Raw genomic sequence first — 22799 nt, 5'->3', positions numbered from 1 at the left:
GGTTAAAAGTTGATGTTGATATTAAAGGTGAAGGACCTTGTACTGGGAAGGGACATGTATTCATAGCCCGGATTGAGTGTCCCACCTTCTACGGAAAGGGTTTCCGGATCAAAGTGGGGGTTTTCTGTCCATAGGGCCAAATTCCTCCCTGTCAGGGAAACCCTTACATTGTCCAGTGAGAATTTTTCACTGATGGAGGAAGGAAGGGTGTAGCCAATACCGACTTCCCGAAGTTTGATATAGGATGCATCGTACTTCGAGGCCTCTACATTATCGCTTTTGTAGTTGTTATGGTAATAGGTCCTGGCGCTTACCCGCGTTTCGTTCGGTGCATAAACACCCGGTGAGGTTTCCACTACTCCTTCGCCAATAAGGCCTTCCTCCCTTCCGACCAGTGTTTCCTCGAGCTGTCCGGCAAGGCTGCCGACCACCTTGGTGCGCGATACGATCATTCCTCCCTTTCGGATGTCGAATAGAAAACCGATGTCAAAATTGCTGATCCTAAACTGGTTTTGGATACCCAGCATAAAATCCGGTGCATAGTCACCTTGGTATTCCAAACCGTCGGTTCTAAGGGGCGCGCCACTGGAGTCGTAAATGATCTGGCCATGATATGGGCTGGAAGGATCATCGACCCGTTGGAATCCCCTTCCATACATGGCACTGATGGATCCACCCTCTCTGGCCTGTATAAAGGCCTTGTTCTCTACAATGGTATAATCAATACCATCCAGGTCACTGACCTTGCTCCTGTTGCTGGAATAGTTGGCCGTTACGTTCCATTTGAAATGTTGCTTGTAAATTGGCCTTGCATTTAGGATCAGTTCGACGCCCCTGTTCTCCACCTTGCCAAGGTTGATGGCACGGTTGCTATAGCCACTGGCAATATCCGCAGGTACATTTAGGATTTGATTGGTAGTGATGTTCTTGTATACCGCAACATCCAGCCCCAGGGCATCGTCAAAAAACCTGATATCCGCACCTATTTCAAAAGATGAAGTGTTTTCCGGTTTTAAGTTGGCATTGGTAATGGTGGAGGATTCACCCAGGATGGGGTACCCTGCATAGGTGCCTCCGTTATTGTACACCGGTTGACCGTTCCGATAGGGATCCGTGTCGTTGCCGACAGCAGCAAAGGCGGCCCTGATCTGTGTAAAGGAAAAAACCTCGGGCAACCTAAGGTATCGGTCCAATAGCACGCTTAAATTGGCCGATGGGTAAAAATAGGAGTTGTTGTTGCTGGGCAAGGTGCTCGACCAATCATTTCTCGCTGAAAGCTCCAAAAACAGTTTTTCATCATAGGAAAACCTGCCAAAGCCATAAAGGCTGTTTACACGTCTGTCCTGGTCGCTTTCCACCACTTTTAACTGGGTTCGGGCATTGTTGAACGAATAGACGCCCGGATTGATCAACTCATCGGCCATTGTCCTGTTATAGGTCCTTTTTTGGTCCAGGCGGTTTCCTCCAAGCGAAAGATCTACTTTCCAAAGTCCACCGAAGTTGTTTTGGTAGGAAACCAAAAAGTCGGTGTTGATCTCTTCGTAGAATATATCGTCTTCCCTATAATAACCCCTTGGAAATCGCTGGGTACTGAACGCCCTCCTTTTGGTACGAAGGTCCCGGTAAAAATCCCTTCCCGTTCGAAGCATAACGGTAAAGTGGTCCAAGAAATCATAGGAAAGGTTGATATTGCCGTATAGGCGGTCCTTGTCCTGGGTATTGGTATTTTCATACACGTTGAAATAGGCATTGTCATGGTAGTTGTAATTGTAGTTGAACTGCTGGGATCCTTCCATTCCATTCTGCCAGTAATTTCTCAGGCTTGCCGTGTTGATCTGCCTTCCATACCAGACCCATAGGTACATGATGTTCTCGGTACCATAGCTTACCGAAGGCCTGTTATCGCTATCCTGTTTCAGGTAGTTGATATGGGTGTTCAATTTCAGTCCCTTTGCCAGGTCCAGGCTGGCCGAAAGGTTCATGTTGTTCCTTTTGAGGTCCGTATTGGGCACAATGCCCTTTTGGTCCAGGTTTTGGTAGGCCAACCTGAAGCTGCCGAACTTTCCTCCCTTGGACACGGCTATGCCATTGTTCAGCACCAGGCCTGTCTGGAAGAAATCCTTTACATTATCCGGGTGGGAAATCCAAGGGGTGGGGATTATATCAGCAGTACTGACATCCACGTCCCCACCACGGGTACCGTCTGTCCGTGGGGAGTCGAATTGGGGGATCATGAGTCCTTCGTCCAACTTTGGCCCCCAACTTTCGTCCAATCCGTCATTGGTGCCACTGCCCGAGCCATCCACAAAGGCAAATTCCTGGTTGTTGCCCTGTCCATATTCATTTTGCCATTGCGGCATGGTCAACAAGGTTTCCACCCCGACGCTTGAGTTGAGGCTGACCTTGAGCACTCCGTCCGTGTCTCCTTTTTTGGTGGTGATGATAATGGCACCATTGGCAGCACGGGAGCCGTAGAGGGCAGCTGCCGCAGGGCCTTTGAGTACGTTGATAGAAGCGATGTTTTGCGCATTGATCTCCCCGGCATCATTGCCATAGTCCACGTCACTGGTACCATCGCCACGGGGGGAGAAAAATCCATTGCTGACAGGGGTCCCGTCTACGACAAACAGCGGGGAATTCTTGCTCAAGTCCAAAGAAGACGTCCCCCTGATTGTAATCAATGAGGAGCCTCCTATTCCGGAAGGACTATTGGTTATATTGACTCCGGCTACCTTTCCTGAAAGTCCGTTGACAAAATTTGTTTCCTTGGATTGGGTGAGCTCTTCCGGGGCTATGTCCTGTGAGGTGTAGCCCAGTGCCTTTTTGTCCTGTTTGATACCAAAGGCGGTAACGACCACTTCATCCAGTCCCGCAACTTCTTCCTGCAAGGTTATTGCTAGCCTTTTTCTTCCATTCAGTGGAATTTCTTGTGATAAAAAACCGATATAACTGATGGCCAAGGTCACCTCTGGCGAGGAAACCTCCAAGGTGAACTCCCCCTCATAATTGGTGGTTACGCCATTGGTAGTGCCTTTTTCAACTACTATTGCTCCGAAGAGGGCTTCACCGTTTTCATCGGTTACCATACCGGAAACCGAAACCGGGTTGTGGATCGGGGCTTTTCTCGATCCGGATAGGGATGCAGCATCTTTGGTGGTAAGGTAAACCCTGTAGTCAAGGAGCTTATAATCCATACCCGTGTTCCTGAGGGCAAGGTCCATGATGGTCTCGATGGGCTGATCCTCGACCTCCAAACCAAAGGTGTGGTCGAGGTCAACATCCTCCAACTTGAAAATGAAGCGGTAGTCCGAGGACCTTTCTACTTCATCAATGAACCGACCGAGCGAGATTTCCTTGAAATTCAAGGTCAATGTTTGTTTCATATCCAAGCTTTCTTTGGCCTGGGCAGGGGGAAGCAAGGCCATAAAGAACATACTGCCCAATATAACGTTGAGGCAAATGTTCAACAATAGGTACCTGCTTCTTGAAATGTTCAGAAGAATTTTCATACTTTTGTTTTAGAAAATAGTGATTGATCTGTAATGGTTGACCACTCTTGAACAACGGAAAATGTGGCTGCATTTTCCGTTTGTTTTTTTGCCTAAGGCACTGCTGGAAGGGGTCGTTTGAATGGTTTGTTTTTTTACTTCATGGGCTCTTCAGTTTAAGGTTTAATGGATAGTTATGGTGTTTCCTTTGATTTTATAGTTGATATGATATACCAAGCTAAGCTCCTCAAAGACAGTTTCGATGAGGGGCTTTTTCCCAAAGCTGGCCTGGAATTTTACCGTTGATAGCTGACGGTTTTGGTTTATGATATCAACATCATATTGTCGTTCCAGTTTTTTAAGGATATTGTCAAAGCTCATATCTCTGAATACCAATTCGTCTTCCAGCCAAGCAGTATATATTTCAGTGGACACCGGTTCCTGTGATAGCCTTTGTGAACTATGTTGGAACCGCGCCTTATTGCCCGGCAATAGGAGGAGGGTAGAGGAAGGTCTGCTTTCTTTACCCGCACTGGCAAGCTGGACAGAACCTTCAACAAGGACAACTTCTGAAAACTGGTCTTCACTGTAGGCATGGACATTGAATTCAGTGCCCAAAACTTCTACCGATAATTCGTTTGCCTTGAGTATAAATGGGTGGAGAGTGTCCTTTGCCACTTTCAAATAGGCCTCGCCGGTAAGTGAAACCTGTCTTTTATTTCCCTTCGTGAAGCTGGCCGGAAAGGTCAATGAAGAACCTGCGTTCAGGTTGATCTTGGTACCATCAGGAAGCGAAATGGCAACCTTTTTACCGTAGGGGACATGAACGGTGTGAAGGGCTTTCTTGTCAATAGCCACGGAAGGGGAGAAGACCACTTGGTTGCCAAGCTGATTTCCGATTTTATTCCCATTATGGTCATGGATTGGTTGGGATTTTTCTGAATCCAGGACTTTGACCGTTCCATCCGGTAATTCAAGGGTAATTTGGCCTTTCGTAACGGGGCCTGGTGCCATGGTACGGAGCACGAAAAGTCCCAGAAGTGATATCCCTACCATCATCGCCGCTGCAACAACAACCCTTTTCCAAACCACTTTTTGTGTCCCGGGTTTTTGGGGTTTTCCTATTGATCCATTGATCCTGTTCCAAAGTCTTTTCTTTGATGCTTCCACCTTGGAATCGGCCCAGGGTTCCATGGTATTGGTGTGCTGAAATTTTTGGTACAACCGATAAAGGAGTTGCCTTTCCTCTTCCGAGGAAGTTCCCTGCTCCATTTTATCCAATAACCGGTATAGTTCTTTCTCTGACATTTTTATCCGTTATACAGATAAGGTGCATTACCGCTAGGGTACGCACACGTGAATTGCCGTTAAAAGATGGATTTAACAAACTGATAATCTAGGGGAAATGATTTGATATAACCGAAAAGGTCAAAATAGGTGGAAAAACTGAAATATAATTGCTCCCAATATGGCCTTAAGGTGCTTCAGCGCGCGATGGAGCTGGTTTTCCACCGTACGGTGGGAAATATTGAAGTGCTGGGCAATTTCAGGAATGGAATAATGTTCAAAACGGCTCATCTGAAAAATAACCTTGCACCGTTCGGGAAGGTCATCGATGGCTGCTTCTATGGTTTTTGTGAGATCCCTGTGGTCCAGGTCCAGCTCCACATCTGGTACGGTGGACAGGTCAGTTAAGAATTGCGGAGGGATAGCAACCCAACGATTGTTGCGGAGCTTGAGCAGTGCACCGTTCCGTACGGCCCTAGCCAAATATTGTTTTAGGTTCCTGATTTCCAATTGCTCCCTTCTCCACCAGAGATCAGTAAATAGCTCATGAAGAACATCCTCTGTCAGTGCTTGGTCGTGGAGGACATTGTGCACCGATTGGTACAATTGTTCCCAATAACGTTCATAGATTTGTTGAAAGGCCAGATGATTTCCCTGTTTGAGCAGTGAAACCAATTTTTCATCGATGTTTTTTTCGGGATGTTCCATTTGTAATGACCCAAATTTAGCCCGATAACCAAAAGATATTGTTTTACGGCCATTATCTGTTTGTTAATTGTAACGGATCAAACGGAAAAGCTGGAGGGTAACTTGGGATTGTCCACATACCTAGGGCATATTAGGGACGATTCACCGGATCAGTTAGCGGTACCTTCACCGTTGTAGTCTGCTATAAATGGTAAGCCACAAAGGCCTCAGGGCCAGGGAAATCGCTTTTAGATTTTGAGGATTTTAGCTCTATAATCATCATCCAATGCTGCGATTAATCTTTTGGATGGTTTACTCTTCTTGGTGGATTTCTCCTGATCGATCAATGTTAGGGCCATTTTGGCAATGACATTGTAATTCAGGGCCGAATGATCTTTCTTTTTAAGGGAGGTATCTTCTTTGAAAACCACATCCAGGCTCCAATGGAGGTTGTTTTCCACTGCCCAGTGGCTCCTTATTGCACTGTTGATGAGTTTGGCATCCGGTCCAAGCGATGATATGTAATATCTTGTTTCGGTATTTCCCTTCCCTGTTTGTTTGATGGTTCTTTGCGAAGTGATTCTTATAACCGTTTTCAAATCCAGCCAATGCTCTTTGCCATCGAGAAACCTCAACTGGTCGATCACCTCGCATTTTCTGTGCTCTATCCTGCCATGTCCCAAATCATTGCTGCTGAATGCTGCTTTCACCGGGGCTACGGAAAACAGTTTTTCGACTTGGTCCTTAAGTTCTTTCTGGTTCCCCTTGACCATCAGTAGGTAGTCAGCTCCTTTGTCCCTCACAGCCCGGGCAATGCTTTTTTGGCAGCCCATGGCATCAATGGTGACGATGCAACCCTTGATGGCAAGAAGCTCCAACAGTTCGGGTATCGCGGTGATCTCATTGCTCTTGGCATCCACGGCAACCTGTCCGAGGCATAGACCGTTGGCCGTAGCAAAGGCTGACACCACATGTAATGCGGACTTTCCGTTGGTCTTGTCGCCGGAACCGCAGAGTGCCTTGCCGTCAATGGATACTACTTCTCCTGAGGTGAGCTGCGCTATCGAGTCAACCCAGCAGACAAAACACCTGTTGAACGCATCAGGATCAAGAGCAGCAAACACTTTTCCTAGGACATCATGGGAAGGTGTGCCGTTTTCAAAAGGGTACCATTTCCTGAGCCAATCCAGCTTGGTACGCCCAAAATAACTGATAGAGGTCCAGCTATCCGCTCCGCTGACTACCGCTGCAATGGAGAGAAAGAGTAGTTCTTCAAGAGGGTAAAGGTGATTACCTTTCATGATGCGTCGGGGATCTTTCAATTCAGAAAAATATGCAGAAAAACCGCATTTTATTTTTGGGGTATCGTTGGATTTGGGCATTTTTTTTACCCACATCCAAATTTAACCATATCCTTTTAATTTCCTCGGATTTTTAAAAGCGATTTCCCTGGCCTCAGGGCCCTAAGTTTTTTTAGAAACAAAGGCGCCAAGCGCATGACGCTTCCCAATCCACCCACTTAGTGGCTTCGAGACTTCGTGGCCAAAAGAAACACAGCTGTCAGATAGAACAGAAAACTAAATATAATTAGCTGATTTTCAATAAATTTAAGGTTAAAGGGAGGGAGTAAGGCTTCCTTATTCGACGGATGCATTTGTTGTGGGGAGTGGATCCTAATGAGAGCTAGGCAGAGATGTTATTGCGCCCCCCCTCCTAATCAGTCAAATAAGTTAGCTACTTTACGTTACTTCCTCAAAGTCTTAGAATTTGAGTTTAATGACAATGGCCTATTGAAACATTTTCGAAAGTACTCGCATTCTTACTTTTTCTCGCAAGGACTCCTCTGTACTTGCTGCAGATGGTTCTCAGTCCAATGCGCAAGAAAACCCACAGCTCTTGGCATTGGAGTGGCTGAAAAGTTATTATAGTCTTCTTGAAGCTTAACAATTTACTGACCACACTCCCAGAACAGGAATCAGGAATAACCGTGGATTCCTAAGTGTAACCATGGGACCCTGAGCGTAACCGTATGTTCCTAAACGAAACCGTGGGTTCCTGAGCGTAGCCGAAGGACACCCACACCTACATGAGGTGAAATTGTCTCAAATCTCAATACTCAAGACTCAATACCCAAATCTCACTACTAACCATCTACCGAATGATCAGTCTTTTGGTGATCGAAAGTGTTTCGCTCTGGATTTTGATGATGAAAATTCCTTTGGAAAATAGTGCTGTGCTGAAATGATACGTTTGATTTAGCGTGCCAGGGTAAATTACATCATGTGCGACTTGGCCGCTGGTACTTACGACTTGGATCCTGACATCTTCACGTCGGGAGAGGTTAAATACCAAGCTAAAAATATCCGTGGCCGGGTTAGGATATAGGATGGCATCACCATCTGTAGGATAGACCGGATCGGGATCATCCGAAAGGAATAATTCGATATTGTCCAGATAAATGGGGTTAGAGGTGCCAGTGCCATTTTCTGCCACGAAGGCGATTCTGGAATTTTCACTGCCTTCCCCTGCAAATGCGGACAAGTCGACAAATTCTTTGACAAACTCGCTCGCTGTATTGGGATTTACTGGGCTATCACCGATAATAGTGTTTAAAGTTTCCCCTTCAAAGACCGCCACTTGATTCTCAAAAGTCTGGCCACCGTCTAGGCTTAGCATCACCTTTAATCGTGTATTATCGGTAATCCCACTAGCTGCACGGTCAAAGAAAATGCTTGCCCTGCTGGTATTGCTCAAATCCATCAGCGGTGATCCCAGCCAATACGTATTGCCAGAAGATTGGCCTTGAAGGACAGCTAGATTGTCATTTTGGGAGCCTTCTTTGACGACTACCTCCCATGCATCCTCGCCATTTTCCGGGTTGACAGTTGTCCAAGGTTCCAGCTGGAGCAAATCATCAAAATACTGTCTCCAAGGGACTTCCACTGATCCGGCGTCTTGGTAGAAGAAGCGTCTAATTTGCTGTTCATTGTTGGTGTTTTGGTCGTAGTTTGGGGAATGAAGGCGATATTCCATTTCATTTTGTCCATCATTCAGCAAGGATGGGAGTTGGACGTCCACTTGCTCATCGGGAGCAATATCCATGTCCTCCAAGGTCAAGGTGCTCTGGCCAAAGCCGTTTAGAACCCTGTCCACCAGTAAGGTGTTGATGTGTAGGTTTCCTGTGTTGGTCAAGCGGATCACATCGCTCTCTTGATTGCCGTCGGGAACTGGGGAAGGACTTACCAGCTGATCCAAGCTAAAACCATAATTGGTTTCCTGTGCTGCATTGATGCGAATGTCTTTGATAAACAGGTTGTTGCCGAAACCATTGATAGTAATAAATGCAATGCGGACATTCCCGTCTCCTGAAAACTGGCTGAGGTCAACTACCTCTGTGCGGAAATCACTCGCTGAGTTTGGTATAAATTCAGCCGTAGAGGCGGTAGCCGTTTCCAGGCTTTCTTGGGATTTTTGATAGGGAGGATTGATCAGGTCAAAGGTGTTGCCACAGTCTGTAGAAATACCAATGATCAATTGATCGTCCAGCCCTTCATCAGGGTACCTTGCATAAGCCATGTCAAAGACCAGTTGGGCATTGGGGAACTCCGTCAGGTTGATCTGTGGTGAAATCAGGTAATCTGTCGCTCCACTGGTTTCATAATTGTAAAAATTTAAGCCTACGGCGTCTACCGACTGGCCATCCAAGATCAGGTTCAGCGTTTCCCAAGTAAGCGCCTCGTCATCATTTTTTACAGTCCATACCTCATTAAAGTCTTCAGATCCATAGCTGTACGGCAAGGCGAGATTGGGTTGTATGACTGGAGAGGTAGTGAGGGTATTATTGGCCGTGTTCTCATCGGTACCGCCATTGACCCCAATGATATTGACTTCAAAGTTGTTGCCTGAATTGGCCACTTGAATAGGATCAAAGGCAAGGGTTTCGCCATCTCCCTGATTAAGGTCAAAATTAAATGATTTTTGTTCCAGCACCTGGCCGTTTAGGCTAATGGTCAGCTCAGCACTTGTTAGCCGATCGGTGCCTGCATTATAGATACTGACTTGCGGAGTAATGGTGGTGGAGCAGACATAATCTTTTGGGGCAATGATCGTCTCCAGTGCCAGGTCATGGGCGACGACCTGAGGGGCTTGCGTAGCCCGCCCATTGACCAAGGAAATCCGCCGTGGGCTATTGGCCAAGACAACATTCATTCGTTCCAGTTGGCCTTGCGTGAAAATGTTCATGCAAGCATCTGGTGTATAGTCCATGTAATTTTGGGTCATGTCCAAGGTGCCACAGGTGGTTCTGTCGGTCTGGCAACTACTATTAGAGCCGTTTTGGTCGGGGGTGTCATTGACGAAGTCATCCACGTCACATCCTCCATCTCCCCAGATATGCCTGAGTCCTAGAAAGTGGCCTACCTCATGTGTAGCAGTCCGGCCCCTTGAAGCAGTAATGGCACTGCCTCCTTCGCCAAAGTATTCGTAATCGATGGTCACACCATCGGTTTCCTTGGAAGTGGGAGGGAAGTTCAGTCCTTGTAAATCCGAAACAGGAAAGGAAGACCACCCCAAATTAATGGTTTCCAGTGGAGCAACCCATATATTTAAGTAGTCTTCAGCGTCCCAATAGGAAGACTGACTTAATGTAATAGCATCTCCTTGCGTATAACTTGTTTGTGGCCCTTGCACCCGATTGACACCATTCGTGGGCAGCCCCCTGGGATCCTGCTTGGCCAGTACAAACTGAATATTGGCATTGGCAGCCACAGGTTGGAATGCCGCCAGCGTATTGGATGCATCTGCGTTGGTGCGGTTGTAGTCTTCGTTGAGGATGCGGATTTGGGCCTCTATTTGTGATTGGGGGATGTTGGCTCCTTGGCCGAGCGGCTCTCCATTATGGATTACATGTACGACTACAGGAATCACTCGCACTTCGTCCATTGCAGTTCTTCGGTTGGCGCCCGTGCGGTCTTGGATTTTATCCTCCATCCACGCTTCAAAATATTCTTTGGAACCAAAAATTCCCAAGGCTTCTATTTGCTTCTGCTCTACCAGTGGGGCAGTACATTGCTCGATGGGAGCTTGAATACTGGTGCTGGCTGCAGGCGTAAGGGGTTGCTGCGCAAAAAGTGTCGAACACCCTAAAAATAACAAAAAGGATAGTACTAACTCTATCCTTAAAATCAGTAATATCCTTTTCATTAATAATTGAATCCTTTGCGGTTTATTCCGAAACGGAAATATTGATAGCTTCTACTTTGCTGATTTCGGGAATGGCTTTTTTTACTGCTTCTTCCACGCCGGCTTTTAGGGTCATCGTGGACATAGGGCAAGAACTACAGGTTCCGGTCAATTCAAGCTGCAAAACCATTTCGTCAGTGAGATCAACGATTTTTACATTTCCGCCATCCGCTTCTAAATACGGACGAATGGAGTCCAATGCATTTTCTATTTTTTCGATTAGTGCTGTTTCCATTTTGTTTTTTAGGTATTAACCTGTACTACTTTGGTTTTACTTTTTTCTGCATTTCTGATGGCTATCTGTCTTGCCATGGCTTCGGCAAGATCGGAAAATGCCTTCTGCGTGATTCCTTCTTTTAGCACTGCTGGATACCCAGTGTCGCCACTTTCCCTGATGCTTTGTACGATTGGGATTTCTCCCAAAAAGGGAACTTCGTGCTTCCTGGCCAGACGTTGGCCGCCCTCTTTACCGAAAAGATAGTACTTATTGTCCGGTAACTCTTCAGGTGTAAAATAAGCCATATTTTCCACAACACCTAAAACGGGAACGTTTATTTGGGGTTGCTTAAACATGGACAAACCTTTGGTGGCATCTGCCAAAGCCACCTTCTGCGGCGTGGTCACGATGATAGCACCAGTAACTGGTACTGTCTGCACCATGGTAAGGTGAATATCCGAGGTGCCGGGAGGTAAATCGATCAGTAAATAATCCAATTCACCCCATTCCACATCCCCAATGAATTGCTTCAGGGCAGAACTGGCCATGGGGCCTCTCCAGACTACCGCACTGTCTGCGGGCGTCAGAAAACCAATGGACATCAGCTTCACGCCATATTGCTCGATAGGGATGATAATGTTCTTGCCATTTTCCTGCTTCACGGCCGGCTGTTCGCCTTCTACGTTAAACATTACCGGAATCGACGGACCGGAAATATCTGCATCCACCAAGCCGACTTTGGCACCGGTCTTGGCCAGTGCCACGGCGAGGTTGGCAGAGCAGGTGGATTTGCCTACGCCGCCTTTACCAGAGGCGATAGCGATGATGTTCTTTACTTTGGGGAGCAAGGGGGCATTGTCCCTTATGGTGGTGACATTGGACGTCATGGTAATATCCAATTCCAGCTCATCTCCAAACTCCTTGACCAAGGCTTCTTCACAATTGTTTTTGATCAGTTCTTTGAGGGGACAAGCGGGAGTGGTGAGTACCACCTTAAAACTCAATTTATTGCCTTCCGCCACCACATCTTGAATCATGCCAAGTGTGACCAGGTCTTTTTTAAGATCGGGGTCTTCTACAGTGGAGAGGGCTTTAAGTACCTTTTCTTTACTTATGATCATTACGATTGGTAAATTTTGCGCAAGTTAGTGCTTATTGATACGAATTAAAATTATTGTGTCCAATTATCGGCGAAATTGGGGATTTGGTCAGTGGAGTAGCACCTTACTAAGTTCACTGTTATTTGGCCAACGGTCCACTGCCCATACAACTTCGTTTGGAAAGGAATAGTTTCTTTTTAGAAGTGTAGGACACCAAGGAAGTTTCCGAGGACTTTTCTATCTTTGGATTTATTAAGGATTCATCATGGGATTAAGTAATATAACGACAGAAAAAGTAAAGGAGCGAGTAGATATTGAGGAGGTGGTCAATGACTACGTGTCGTTAAAGAAAAAAGGCCAAAATCTCTGGGCTTGCTGTCCCTTTCACAACGAAAAATCACCCTCTTTTTCCGTCTCTCCTGCCAAGCAGATATACAAATGCTTTGGCTGTGGTGCTGCAGGTGATGCGCTGAAGTTTGTGATGGATGTCGAGGGAATCGGCTTTAATGAGGCCATCAAGCACTTGGCACAGAAATACGGCATTGAAATCGAGGAAGATAAAGCCGCTACACCAGAGGAAGTCCAAGCCTATAATGAGCGTGAGAGTCTCTATATCGTCCAAGGGTTTGCGAAGGACCAGTTTTCCAAAAACTTGCTGGAATCCGAAGAAGGCAAATCCGTAGGGCTGAGCTATTTTAAGGAAAGAGGCTTTAACTTGTCCACCATAGAGAAGTTTGATCTTGGCTATGCCATGGACAGCTGGGACCATCTGCACAATGCCGCCAACAAGGCCGGACACTCGGATGACATTCTCCTCAAAGGCGGCCTGATCCTCCAAAAAGAAGGGGACCCTTCCCGGAAATATGATCGTTTTCGTGGCAGAGTGGTGTTTACGATCCATAACCTGGCTGGGAAGCCTATTGCCTTTGGGGCGAGGATCCTGACCAATGACAAGAAACAACCCAAGTACATCAACTCTCCCGAGACCGCCATCTATCATAAAAGTGATGTGCTGTACGGAATCTATCAAGCCAAACAGGCCATCAGAAGCAAGGACAATTGCTATTTGGTGGAAGGCTATACGGATGTGATTTCCATGCACCTTTCGGGCATTGAGAACGTGGTGGCTTCCTCGGGTACGTCCCTTACCGAAAACCAGATCAAGCTGATCAAGCGGTTTACGGACAATGTCACCGTGCTGTATGATGGGGATGCAGCCGGTATCAAAGCCTCCCTGCGTGGTATCGATATGCTCTTGGAAGGCGGCCTGAATGTGAAGGCAGTGGTCTTTCCCGAAGGAGACGATCCCGACAGCTATTCCCGAAAGGTGGGCTCAGAAGCTTTTCAGCAGTACCTGAAAGAGCATGCACGGGATTTTATCGCCTTTAAGATCGAGCTGTATGCCGAGGAAGCAGCACATGATCCTATCAAGCGGGCAGATACCGTCCGCCAGGTAGTGCAGAGTGTGGCCAAGATCCCGGATCCCATCACGCGCTCAGTGTATGTGAAGGAGTCTGCCAGGCTGCTAAAGATGGACGAGGACATCGTGCTGGCCGAGCTGAACAAGATCCTGCTGAAAGGCCAAAAAGACGCCTATTTCAAAGAAAAACAGCAGGGACCACCACCTGATGCACCGGATACGCCTTTTGAGGAATTTCTTCCAGAGGAAAAAAACAAATGGTCTTCAGCTGATGTTCTTGCCAAGCAGGAAAGGGAGATGATGCGATTGCTTGTGACCTATGGTTTCGAGAAAGTATCTGACGACCTACATGTTTGTGAATATTTGATCCAAGAGACCGGAGATGTTTCATTTGGGACCCCAATTTATCAAAGGCTATTTGTGGAATACAAGCGCGCCCTGAAGAAAGGAGTGCTGCCAGATGCGGATTATTTTATCAAATTGGACGATGAAGAGCTCAAGAGAGAGGTGATCAATATGATATCACAGCGGCATGAAATGTCTGATAACTGGGAGCAAAAGCATATGATCTACACCAATCGTGAATCGGACGATCTTTCCAAGACTACTTTCAATGAAATTTTAAGGTTGAAGCGGAGGGTATTGGAAAAGATGGTGGACGAAACCATGGAAAAAATCAGATTGGCCGAGGAGGGAGGTAAGGAGGAGGAAGTGACAGAATTTCAGATGGTTCTGATTTCCCTAAACGGCTCACTGAGAGAAATAAACAAACAGTTAGGAACCGTAAAGTCCCGTTAGACCAAACTAAATAAGGGCATTTTCGGTTTTAGAGGATAAAGGGTGTATTTTTGCACTTCTAAATTGACCATTGAAGAAAAAATTATGGCTGAAGAATTTAAACTTGATTCCATTGAGGAGGCAATAGAAGCGATCAAAAACGGTGAAGTGGTCATTGTAGTTGACGATGAGGATCGCGAAAACGAAGGTGATTTTGTTTGTGCTGCAGAGAAGGTAACCCCAGAAATTGTCAATTTTATGGCAACCTACGGCAGGGGACTCATCTGTGCACCCATAATAGAGGACCGATGTGAAGAGTTGGGATTGGAGCTGATGGTAGGGAAGAATACGGCGGCCTATGAAACGCCATTTACCGTTTCAGTGGATTTGATCGGACATGGATGTACTACGGGGATTTCTGCCAGCGACCGTGCCAAAACCATCAAAGCACTGATCGATGATGATATTCACACAGATGAATTGGGCAAGCCTGGTCATATATTTCCCTTAAAAGCCAAAAGAGGAGGGGTCCTTCGCAGAACGGGACATACCGAGGCAGCCATTGATTTGGCGAGACTGGCGGGGCTTTATCCGGCAGGGGTATTAGTAGAAATCATGAACGATGATGGCACCATGGCCAGGGTTCCGGACTTGGTGAAAGTGGCCAAGCGATTTGACCTGAAATTGGTGAGTATCAAAGACCTGATTGCCTATCGTCTTAAAAACGAATCACTGATCAAACGAGAAATAGGTGTAGAAATGCCCACAGAATTCGGGGATTTTGACCTTATCGCTTTCCGCCAGACCAACACCGACGAAATCCACATGGCCTTGGTAAAAGGAGAGTGGGAAGAAGGAGAACCGATTCTTGTGAGGGTACACTCTTCCTGCGTGACCGGGGATATTTTTGGTTCTTGTAGATGTGACTGCGGCCCACAACTGCAGAGCGCAATGGAGATGGTCAATGAAGCGGGAAAAGGCGTGGTGCTCTATATGAACCAAGAAGGCCGGGGTATTGGGCTGATCAATAAACTGAAAGCGTATAAGCTTCAGGAAGAAGGAATGGATACGGTCCAAGCTAACCAGGCACTGGGCTTCCCAATGGACAAAAGAGATTACGGCGTAGGCGCCCAGATCCTTCGTGATCTTGGGGTGTCCAAGATCAAATTACTGACCAATAACCCAACCAAACGAGCAGGGCTGTTGGGGTATGGATTGGAGATCGTGGATACGGTGGCCTTGGAGATTTCCCCAAATGTCCACAACGAACGGTACCTTACCACCAAACGCGACAAAATGGGCCACCAGATCCTGAAAAAGGAAATAAACAAAATGAAATAAAGGGGCTGAATACTGCTCATTCACTTTAAATATGGAGCAGATGGAAGCTTTAAAAAAAGCTACTGACACGAAAATGACATTCGTGACAGTAGCTTTTTTTAATCCGCTTCACGTATTGTTTGGGGGGAAAGAAGAAAATCATTTATTCCAATTTTGTAGCATTATTTGCTAAATGAAAGGGAGAAAAACAAGGAGTAAATAGTATACCTTGAAAATTTTTGATAAATTTAAGGTAAATGGCCTATTATCTACTTTGCCAAATAGAGGTAACTGTTCAGTTAGCGAGCCATACATGAGACTGATGGTATTAAATCTTTTTAATAGAACTGATTAATTAACACCAGAAATAAAACGTGAGGGCGAAAATCAACGTAAATCATTGGGCGTGACCATACTGAATTCGTTTAACCCGGATTATGCTTTAGGAATCGTAGTGAGAGCTGAAATTGCAAGAAAATCAGTTAGTTTGGAGGCATTAGCGTAGCACCGCTACGGTTATGCCGAAAATTAAAGTGAAACGGCTGATTTTGAAGCAGTTTAAGGTCGCAACAGATAGGCTAATGCATATTCCGGGTTTAATTATTGAGTGACATTCAAATTATCCCTAGGTATGCATTAGGAATCGCAATAGATAGGTGAATGGATATTCTGGGATGGTACAATGTGCTTGCTGTCCTGTACGTGAAAAATCATGAATTATTAATTTTTGCCCCATGCAAGACGTGTTAAGCTTTTCCCTTGAAAATTTATTTCCACGGAATGAAGTGGTCAATGAGAATTTTGTGCCTAGCAAAAATTTCTTTGTTAGCGACAAAATTTTGGTACATTTCCTTCAAAAAGAGTTTTCTGAAGATGTCTGGTCAATGATGCAGTCCCGGCTTTCCAAATTGGGTAAATGTGCTGCATCTGATATGGACGAACTATCGCTAACAGCAGAGCGCAATCCACCTAGGCTGGTCAAGCGTGATTTATTTGGTAGGGACGTTGAAAAGATCGTATTCCATCCATCTTATAAGGAGTTATTAAAAATAGCAGTGGATGCAGGCATTCTTAGTATAAAGTGGGACCCTAAATACCGGGCCGAATACAAAGACCAAGTCCAACGGATGGGATTTAGTTTGGCATTTGTCTATGGTATGGCAGAAAGTGGGGTTTCATGTCCATTATGTATGACAGACGGAGCAGCAAGTGTACTGAAAAAGTACTTGCCCGCAAGCGAAAGTGAGCCGTTCTTAGAGCGAATATACACAAGGGATGTAGAGCAATTGTACACTGGAGCCATGTTTCTTACAGAAAAGGCAGGTGGTTCTGATGTGGGAGCCAATCAGGTAAGCGCTACCAAAATGGATCAATCCACCTACTTATTGAATGGCGAAAAGTGGTTTTGCAGCAATGCCAATGCCGCCATTAAATTGGTGTTGGCCAGAACGGATCTCCATATAAAAGGTACACAAGGGCTGTCCTTGTTTTTGGTAGAGAATAACTCTAGAAACACGAATACCAATTCCATGGAATATGTGCGTCTCAAAGAAAAAACTGGGGTGAAATCCATGGCTACGGCAGAGATTATCTTTAAAGACACCAAGGCCAAGCTCATAGGGAATGAAGGAGAAGGTTTTAAGATGATGGCCGAAATGATCAACCTTTCACGATTATGGAATGCGGTCATAGCGATGGCCTCCTTTAGACGAAGTCTGATAGAGTCATACCAATTTTTATGTTATCGCCATACTTTTGGAAAGCGGGCCATTGAACATGCCTTGGTCAGAAATAAACTGTACGAACTCGCTGCACGTTATGTGGCTGATTTTTACCTTACTTGGAAGACTATAGCCATGCTGGACAAACTCGAGAGTGGGGCGGAAGAATATAAAAGTAGGTTACGGGTGCTCACTCCTATGGTCAAGAAGCAAACTGCAGCAACTACTGTATATGGAATCAGGGAGTGTATGGAGCTGTTGGGGGGGATTGGATATATCGAAAATGGTGTAATGCCCAAATTAATGCGTGACAGCTTAGTACTGCCCATTTGGGAAGGGACTAGCAATATGATGGTACTGGATACATTAAGGGCTCATCTCAAAAGTGAAGGACTTGACCAACTGATGGAGCAGGCCAAGGAAGCCATGTCCAGCAAAGCCGGGTATGAAAAAGAACTCGAAGACCTTAATTATGTTTTGGGACAATTGGATGCCTTGGAGGCCATGGACCAGGACACGGCAGAATATAATGCCAAAGAGATTTTTGAAACCCTTACCAGGTATATTCAGCTGGGTATGCTTATTCACCAAGAGGATAGGGAAAGTGCCGCTTGGATAAAGCCCACTATCCATTGGCTCCGACATAAACTGTCTGGCAAGAAGGATATTATACAACCTCCAATAACCACTGAAGAGATCATCAGGATGATAGCTTGGGGATTTTGAACCGTTGTGCCCTGGGTTTTAGCGTGAATTTATAAGCGCTAGGAAGATGGTTGCTGCTAAAACAATAAGGTTATTTGTGATGTATACCATGGAGGTGGTCATGGCTAAGGATGTTACGCCCTTTCAGGGCTTTTTTATGCTACTTGGCTTTTCCGTTTAACCCGGATTATGCGTTAGGAATCGTAGTGAGAGCTGAAATTGCAAGAAAATCAGTTAGTTTGGAGGCATTAGCGTAGCACCGCTACGGTAATGCCGAAAACTAAAGTGAAACGGCTGATTTTGAAGCAGTTTAAGGTCGCAACAGATAGGCTAATGCATATTCCGGGTTCAATGCCGTTTAGTTAGTATATACCTGGAAATATTGGTTCTATTGTTTTTCTGCTAAATTCCAAGGTGGTTTTCATCTCTTTACCTTTGTCACTTTTTTGCTTCAGGTCAAAAAAGTAACCAAAAAACCCCACCGCTGTGCATCTATTGGCCTAAAATTAAAACCTCCCCTCATGCAGGCAAACTCCTCCTGTCTAAAGCCAAGCAGGCTTATCTAAAGCCAGGTAAACCTTTTCTAGCAGCCAACATTCTTTTTGGGCAGCATTTCGTCAAACAAGCCTGCCTTTTTGCCCGCCCGCTTTTTAATTTCTTAAGGCCCAATACCTGCAAGGCGGATCCGATTAATAAGTTTCTTATGGATAAATTATCATCATTATTCCATGTAGTGGTATATTTTCTTAAGTAACCAAGTTGAGCGAGAACTATAAGCCCCCTGAGCCAAAAAAGGTATCGCTTCCTTATGACGGCCCTTGGTATGCCTGTTTTCCAGCCGATGGTGGAGGCCGTTAAGAAAGGGAGTTGGCTCGCGTCGTGGAACAGCGAGACCCACTCACTTTTAGGTCGTAGCCATCGGGTGGAAATTAAAATGGGTGACGGATCTCGGTCGCAGGGTAAATCCATGTTCCATTTTAAAAGGCATACCACCGGCCTAGATTTTTTTCTTTCTTTTTTCATCAATGGAAAAAAGGAAAAGGATAAATTCCACCAAGATGATCAGGTTTCCCCAGCCAAAGTCAATCAAAAAAAGGACTTTTAGGTATATGAAAAGAAGGAAATCCCCTTAACTAAACGGCATTGATTCCGGGTTTAAAGAAAAAAATCAGCGCAAATCTTAATCACCTGCCTCATCAGTGTTCTATCAGCCTCCCGGCTATTCCGCTTGATCCTTTTTCTCGCTGTATCGGAATTCGGATTCTATATACCAACAGGAAAAGTGGCGAAATAAATTTGATCAATTATAGAACTACTGTAGGAGATAGTGCGTTAATGAGCTAAGTTTTATCGCACCAATTGCATGAAGAAAACCATACTTCTTTCCTTTTTTATTTGGGGGATCACTGCTGAAACTGTCAAGGCACAGGAAAGCACCTCACAGGATAGTCACAAAGAGTCTCATAAACAAGGTTTTATAAAACGTTATGTCAATGGATTGATCAATGACACTAGCGCTAATGAAGAGCCCAGATTTTTGTTTTATCCCACGTTGGCCTATGCTCCCGAGACAAGTTGGGAAATTGGACTGAGTTCATTGTATGTTTTTTATGCCAAAAAAGATACTTTAAACCGCTTAAGTGAAATCAATGGATTTACTTTTTTTACGCTGGAGGGGCAATATGGTTTTTGGTTTGACCATGCCATTTACAGTGACAAAGAAGATTGGTTCTTCTTGGGCAAGCTTCGTTTTCAACGTTTTCCGATGTACTATTACGGTATAGGGCCAGATACGCCCTCCGAATACCTAGCTCTTGTGGATTCTAGGCAGGTGTTGATCAAGGAGCGTGTATTGAGAAAATTGAAGAAGGATTTATACCTGGGGATGGAATTGGATGTGAATAATTTTGGTTCGGTAGAATTTCACCCTGAAGAAGAAAGTGCGGCATTTGACTACCCTGTTGGTGCGGAAGGGTCGACCAATATCGGTTTGGGTTTAGGCTTGGTTTATGATAACCGTCACAATGTCCTCAACGTTCGTAAGGGACTTTTTTCAGAATTGGCTTATATAAAATACGCTCCTTTCTGGGCTGGAAAGTATGAGTTTGCGACGATAATTAGTGACAACAGGATATACAGGCCAATTGGTAAAGATAATGTCTTTGCGGCGCAGCTTTTTGGTCAATTCAATACGGGGAATATCCCGTTTAATATGATGAGTGCTTTAGGGGGAGAGAGCATGATGCGAGGTTATTATTTTGGCAGGTTCCGTGACAATAATTATTTGACCAGCCAAGTGGAATTACGTTTTCTGCCTCTTCCGCTGGGATTCTCCAAAAGAATTGGGGCGGCAGTTTTTGCTGGGGCGGGGACGGTTTTTGATGATTTTAGTAACCTTTCTCTCGATAAGGCAGTATGGTCTGCTGGTGCTGGCTTACGGTTCTTATTGTTTCCCAAAAAGGATATTTATACCCGGGTCGATGCAGCATTTACGCAAGAGGGGCATGGTTTTTATATTTATATAGGAGAGGCATTTTAGGCTCCTCAGCGGGCTTAAGGTTTACAAAATCCCGCCAAGGACCGCTATCATTAGCTGCTCTTTATTCATTGATGAGCTTAAATAGCATTTCTGGTTCATCTGTGGTGATGAAGTCAACGTTTTGTTCCAGTAGCCATTGCATATCTTTTTTGTTGTTTACTGTCCATGCATTGACCGTCAGGCCTAAATCCTGCGCTTCTTTGATCCATTCAGGTTTTTCTTTGAGCAGTTTGATATTATAATCAAAGCCAAAGAATCCAGCTTCTTTTAATTCAGCAGGTGTTTTGTCACCATTAAGGTAGGCTACATTGGCATTTGGATCCAGCTCAATGGCTTTTAGTCCTCCTTCATAGCTAAAGGTGATATAATCTACCCAATCTTGGGCACCAAGCTCTTGGACAGCTTTTACTGATTGCTGAGCTACGTAGACACTTCTTTCTGTACTTATTTTTGAAGGCTTGATCTCAAAAATCAATTTCGAAGTGGATTGTTCCATGCCTTTTTTCAGGTATTCTTTGACAGTGGAAAGTGGCTCACCATTTTCATGTTTTTTGGTAAGGAGTTGCTCGTAGGTCGTGCTTTCAATCAGCATTCCTTGAAAATCAGCATCATGGTTCACCACCAATATACTGTCGGAAGTCATCCAAACATCAAATTCACTCCCTTCACATCCAATCTCCACAGCTCTCTCCAAAGATGCTAGGGAGTTTTGGGGCAGGTCAAAGTTCTTCCAAGCTCCACGATGGGCAATTACCTTATTTTTATGAAATTCTGTCTTGGGTGAACATGCCATAAGTAGGGAAAGTACAAAAATAGAAGTTAAAATCGTTTTCATCTAATAAGTTAATTTTCTAAGTAATTCATTTCAAAGTAAATCTAGACAAAAGAAAACACTATACTTTCCTCCAAAAATAAAGTTAATAAAAATATAATCAGTAATGCACTTAGGAAAATAGATAGGTTTCGAAGGAGGAGAGCATTGTTAGTGTCCAAATCATCAATTAAAATCAAAATTTATCACAAGGTTTAACGGTTAATTTGAATTTTTATATTGAGGTGTGTGATTGTCAAAAATTAATGTTTAAAAGGAGCGAGTTAAATATATTTGCAAAATGTAAATCTGTTAATGTACTTTGTTTCGTATTTTCAGTTGCTTATCACTTAGAAATGAATATTCTCATTTTGATCAGTTGTTATTGTTGGCATACACCCTAAATTAAGTTTCCTATTCGCCACACCGTTTGGGAATACCACTAACAAAAACTGGTCATATGTACATCCGCTATGGCACCAGTAATCACAGCAATAGTAAATAGGTTCTCACAGAAACCACGGAAATCTCAGAAAAGCCTTGTTTCATGCTGGATGTTCTGTGCGTTGGGCGAGAAATAAAATCTACTGGCAATAAAACGTATAGTCAGATAATGATTTCCGACCAAGCGTTAATCACCCAAAACCATTACTTATGGCTAGAATTATTATTTTAGAAAATGATCGTAGCTTTTCAGATAATATGTTAGAGCTCCTTGAGCTGGAAGGGCATGACCTATTAGAGATCAATGAAGCTGCGCAGATTAAACATGAACTTCATGCCTTTAATCCTGATTTGTTAATTGTGGATGTCTTCATAGATAGAAAAATGTCAGGACCGGCGCTGATCAGTTCTTTACGAGAGGGAAGTGACATCCCCGTTTTATTCATCATTGATGTATACTCGCAAGTAACCTTTAGCGATCAGATCAAACAAATCTCCAATTGTGATTCCTTGACCAAGCCTTTTAAAGCCAAAAACTTAGTGAAGGCGGTGAAGCACCTATTGGGTCTAAGCAAATAACAGCTGAATCATAATTTGTATGATGGATAAATTAGCCTGATACAAACCTGTTGCACCACATTAATTGCTATCTTTGTCTCCAATGAAGGTGATTCAGGTCATATTGAGTTATTATTTGCTCCTTTTGGTGGTGTTTCCTTGTGCAGATGAGCACAAGAATGAAACATTAGTCCAAAAAGAGTCGGTTGTTTTATCTCAAGGAAGTGATCATCAGCATGATGGTGATGCGGATCACTGTTCGCCTTTGTGTGTATGTCATTGTTGTCATATTCACTATGTGATAGCCGAGGCCGCTACCATAGATTTTTTGAAGGAGTTTACTGCTGTTTATTCCACGCCTATCGAAGACTTCGATGGTGACTGGGTTTTTGATTTTTTGAAACCTCCCAAAATTACCTCCCCGCTAAATCTTGTAGGCTGAACAAGCCTAACTACACTACTCAATGATAGTGTACCATTATCT

Annotated in this window: 15 protein-coding genes; 7 read left to right on the top strand and 8 right to left on the bottom strand. The window is 44.6% G+C overall.

Going from position 1 to position 22799, the window contains the following annotated elements:
• Positions 1-2: 2 nt before the first annotated feature.
• The 7 genes from DN752_RS01065 to DN752_RS01035 form a co-directional block, all read right to left on the bottom strand.
• Positions 3-3509, bottom strand: coding sequence for a SusC/RagA family TonB-linked outer membrane protein (locus tag DN752_RS01065; protein WP_211324113.1), 3507 nt, complete (start codon positions 3507-3509; stop codon positions 3-5).
• Positions 3510-3671: 162 nt separating this feature from the next.
• Positions 3672-4796, bottom strand: a complete 1125-nt coding sequence (locus tag DN752_RS01060; protein ID WP_112782252.1) for a FecR family protein — start codon at positions 4794-4796, stop codon at positions 3672-3674.
• A 120-nt stretch (positions 4797-4916) separates the two neighbouring features.
• Entirely contained in the window at positions 4917-5483 is a 567-nt protein-coding gene (locus tag DN752_RS01055) for an RNA polymerase sigma factor (RefSeq protein ID WP_112782251.1), read from the bottom strand.
• Positions 5484-5710: 227 nt separating this feature from the next.
• Complete coding sequence (locus DN752_RS01050) at positions 5711-6844, bottom strand: ISAs1 family transposase (protein WP_112786382.1); 1134 nt, start codon at positions 6842-6844, stop codon at positions 5711-5713.
• A gap of 769 nt (positions 6845-7613) precedes the next feature.
• Entirely contained in the window at positions 7614-10664 is a 3051-nt protein-coding gene (locus DN752_RS01045) for a T9SS-dependent choice-of-anchor J family protein (protein ID WP_112782250.1), read from the bottom strand.
• 22 nt (positions 10665-10686) lie between these two features.
• Positions 10687-10938, bottom strand: a complete 252-nt coding sequence (locus DN752_RS01040; protein WP_112782249.1) for a NifU family protein — start codon at positions 10936-10938, stop codon at positions 10687-10689.
• Positions 10939-10946: 8 nt separating this feature from the next.
• The gene (locus tag DN752_RS01035) at positions 10947-12041 is read right to left on the bottom strand and encodes an Mrp/NBP35 family ATP-binding protein (protein WP_112782248.1); all 1095 of its coding nucleotides are present in this window, start codon (positions 12039-12041) and stop codon (positions 10947-10949) included.
• Positions 12042-12285: 244 nt separating this feature from the next.
• Here DN752_RS01035 and dnaG point away from each other — a divergent pair, with 244 nt between their 5' ends.
• The 5 genes from dnaG to DN752_RS01010 all read left to right on the top strand — a co-directional run bounded on the left by dnaG (position 12286) and on the right by DN752_RS01010 (position 20502).
• Positions 12286-14238 carry a DNA primase gene (gene dnaG, locus DN752_RS01030; protein WP_112782247.1) on the top strand — a complete coding sequence of 651 codons (1953 nt, stop codon included), beginning with the start codon at positions 12286-12288 and terminating at the stop codon, positions 14236-14238.
• An 84-nt stretch (positions 14239-14322) separates the two neighbouring features.
• Positions 14323-15558 carry a bifunctional 3,4-dihydroxy-2-butanone-4-phosphate synthase/GTP cyclohydrolase II gene (locus DN752_RS01025; protein WP_112786381.1) on the top strand — a complete coding sequence of 412 codons (1236 nt, stop codon included), beginning with the start codon at positions 14323-14325 and terminating at the stop codon, positions 15556-15558.
• A 713-nt stretch (positions 15559-16271) separates the two neighbouring features.
• Positions 16272-17984 carry an acyl-CoA dehydrogenase family protein gene (locus DN752_RS01020; RefSeq protein ID WP_112782246.1) on the top strand — a complete coding sequence of 571 codons (1713 nt, stop codon included), beginning with the start codon at positions 16272-16274 and terminating at the stop codon, positions 17982-17984.
• An 802-nt stretch (positions 17985-18786) separates the two neighbouring features.
• Entirely contained in the window at positions 18787-19068 is a 282-nt protein-coding gene (locus tag DN752_RS24300; protein WP_162633062.1) for a hypothetical protein, read from the top strand.
• A gap of 258 nt (positions 19069-19326) precedes the next feature.
• Positions 19327-20502 (top strand): BamA/TamA family outer membrane protein, encoded by a 1176-nt coding sequence (locus DN752_RS01010; RefSeq protein WP_112782244.1) that lies wholly within the window; start codon positions 19327-19329, stop codon positions 20500-20502.
• Positions 20503-20563: 61 nt separating this feature from the next.
• Here DN752_RS01010 and DN752_RS01005 read toward each other — a convergent pair whose 3' ends face one another.
• Entirely contained in the window at positions 20564-21337 is a 774-nt protein-coding gene (locus DN752_RS01005; RefSeq protein ID WP_112782243.1) for a glycerophosphodiester phosphodiesterase, read from the bottom strand.
• Positions 21338-21967: 630 nt separating this feature from the next.
• Here DN752_RS01005 and DN752_RS01000 point away from each other — a divergent pair.
• Positions 21968-22336 (top strand): response regulator, encoded by a 369-nt coding sequence (locus DN752_RS01000; protein WP_112782242.1) that lies wholly within the window; start codon positions 21968-21970, stop codon positions 22334-22336.
• An 82-nt stretch (positions 22337-22418) separates the two neighbouring features.
• The gene (locus tag DN752_RS00995) at positions 22419-22757 is read left to right on the top strand and encodes a DUF6660 family protein (RefSeq protein ID WP_112782241.1); all 339 of its coding nucleotides are present in this window, start codon (positions 22419-22421) and stop codon (positions 22755-22757) included.
• The last annotated feature ends 42 nt before the right edge of the window (positions 22758-22799 follow it).

The sequence above is a fragment of the Echinicola strongylocentroti genome (genome assembly GCF_003260975.1).
Taxonomy (GTDB): domain Bacteria; phylum Bacteroidota; class Bacteroidia; order Cytophagales; family Cyclobacteriaceae; genus Echinicola; species Echinicola strongylocentroti.
The sequence above is the reverse complement of the archived record's forward strand: the minus strand, read 5'-3'. Positions and strand labels throughout refer to the sequence as shown.

What these genes read in the sequence shown, in the direction of transcription:
- DN752_RS01050 (WP_112786382.1), bottom strand. Translation starts at nt 6,844, where the DNA reads ATGCCCAAATCCAACGATACCCCAAAAATAAAATGCGGTTTTTCTGCA.
- DN752_RS01000 (WP_112782242.1), top strand. Translation starts at nt 21,968, where the DNA reads ATGGCTAGAATTATTATTTTAGAAAATGATCGTAGCTTTTCAGATAAT.
- DN752_RS01065 (WP_211324113.1), bottom strand. Translation starts at nt 3,509, where the DNA reads ATGAAAATTCTTCTGAACATTTCAAGAAGCAGGTACCTATTGTTGAAC.
- DN752_RS01040 (WP_112782249.1), bottom strand. Translation starts at nt 10,938, where the DNA reads ATGGAAACAGCACTAATCGAAAAAATAGAAAATGCATTGGACTCCATT.
- DN752_RS01045 (WP_112782250.1), bottom strand. Translation starts at nt 10,664, where the DNA reads ATGAAAAGGATATTACTGATTTTAAGGATAGAGTTAGTACTATCCTTT.
- DN752_RS01060 (WP_112782252.1), bottom strand. Translation starts at nt 4,796, where the DNA reads ATGTCAGAGAAAGAACTATACCGGTTATTGGATAAAATGGAGCAGGGA.
- DN752_RS24300 (WP_162633062.1), top strand. Translation starts at nt 18,787, where the DNA reads ATGCCTGTTTTCCAGCCGATGGTGGAGGCCGTTAAGAAAGGGAGTTGG.
- DN752_RS01010 (WP_112782244.1), top strand. Translation starts at nt 19,327, where the DNA reads ATGAAGAAAACCATACTTCTTTCCTTTTTTATTTGGGGGATCACTGCT.
- DN752_RS01005 (WP_112782243.1), bottom strand. Translation starts at nt 21,337, where the DNA reads ATGAAAACGATTTTAACTTCTATTTTTGTACTTTCCCTACTTATGGCA.
- DN752_RS00995 (WP_112782241.1), top strand. Translation starts at nt 22,419, where the DNA reads ATGAAGGTGATTCAGGTCATATTGAGTTATTATTTGCTCCTTTTGGTG.
- DN752_RS01055 (WP_112782251.1), bottom strand. Translation starts at nt 5,483, where the DNA reads ATGGAACATCCCGAAAAAAACATCGATGAAAAATTGGTTTCACTGCTC.
- dnaG (WP_112782247.1), top strand. Translation starts at nt 12,286, where the DNA reads ATGGGATTAAGTAATATAACGACAGAAAAAGTAAAGGAGCGAGTAGAT.
- DN752_RS01025 (WP_112786381.1), top strand. Translation starts at nt 14,323, where the DNA reads ATGGCTGAAGAATTTAAACTTGATTCCATTGAGGAGGCAATAGAAGCG.
- DN752_RS01035 (WP_112782248.1), bottom strand. Translation starts at nt 12,041, where the DNA reads ATGATCATAAGTAAAGAAAAGGTACTTAAAGCCCTCTCCACTGTAGAA.
- DN752_RS01020 (WP_112782246.1), top strand. Translation starts at nt 16,272, where the DNA reads ATGCAAGACGTGTTAAGCTTTTCCCTTGAAAATTTATTTCCACGGAAT.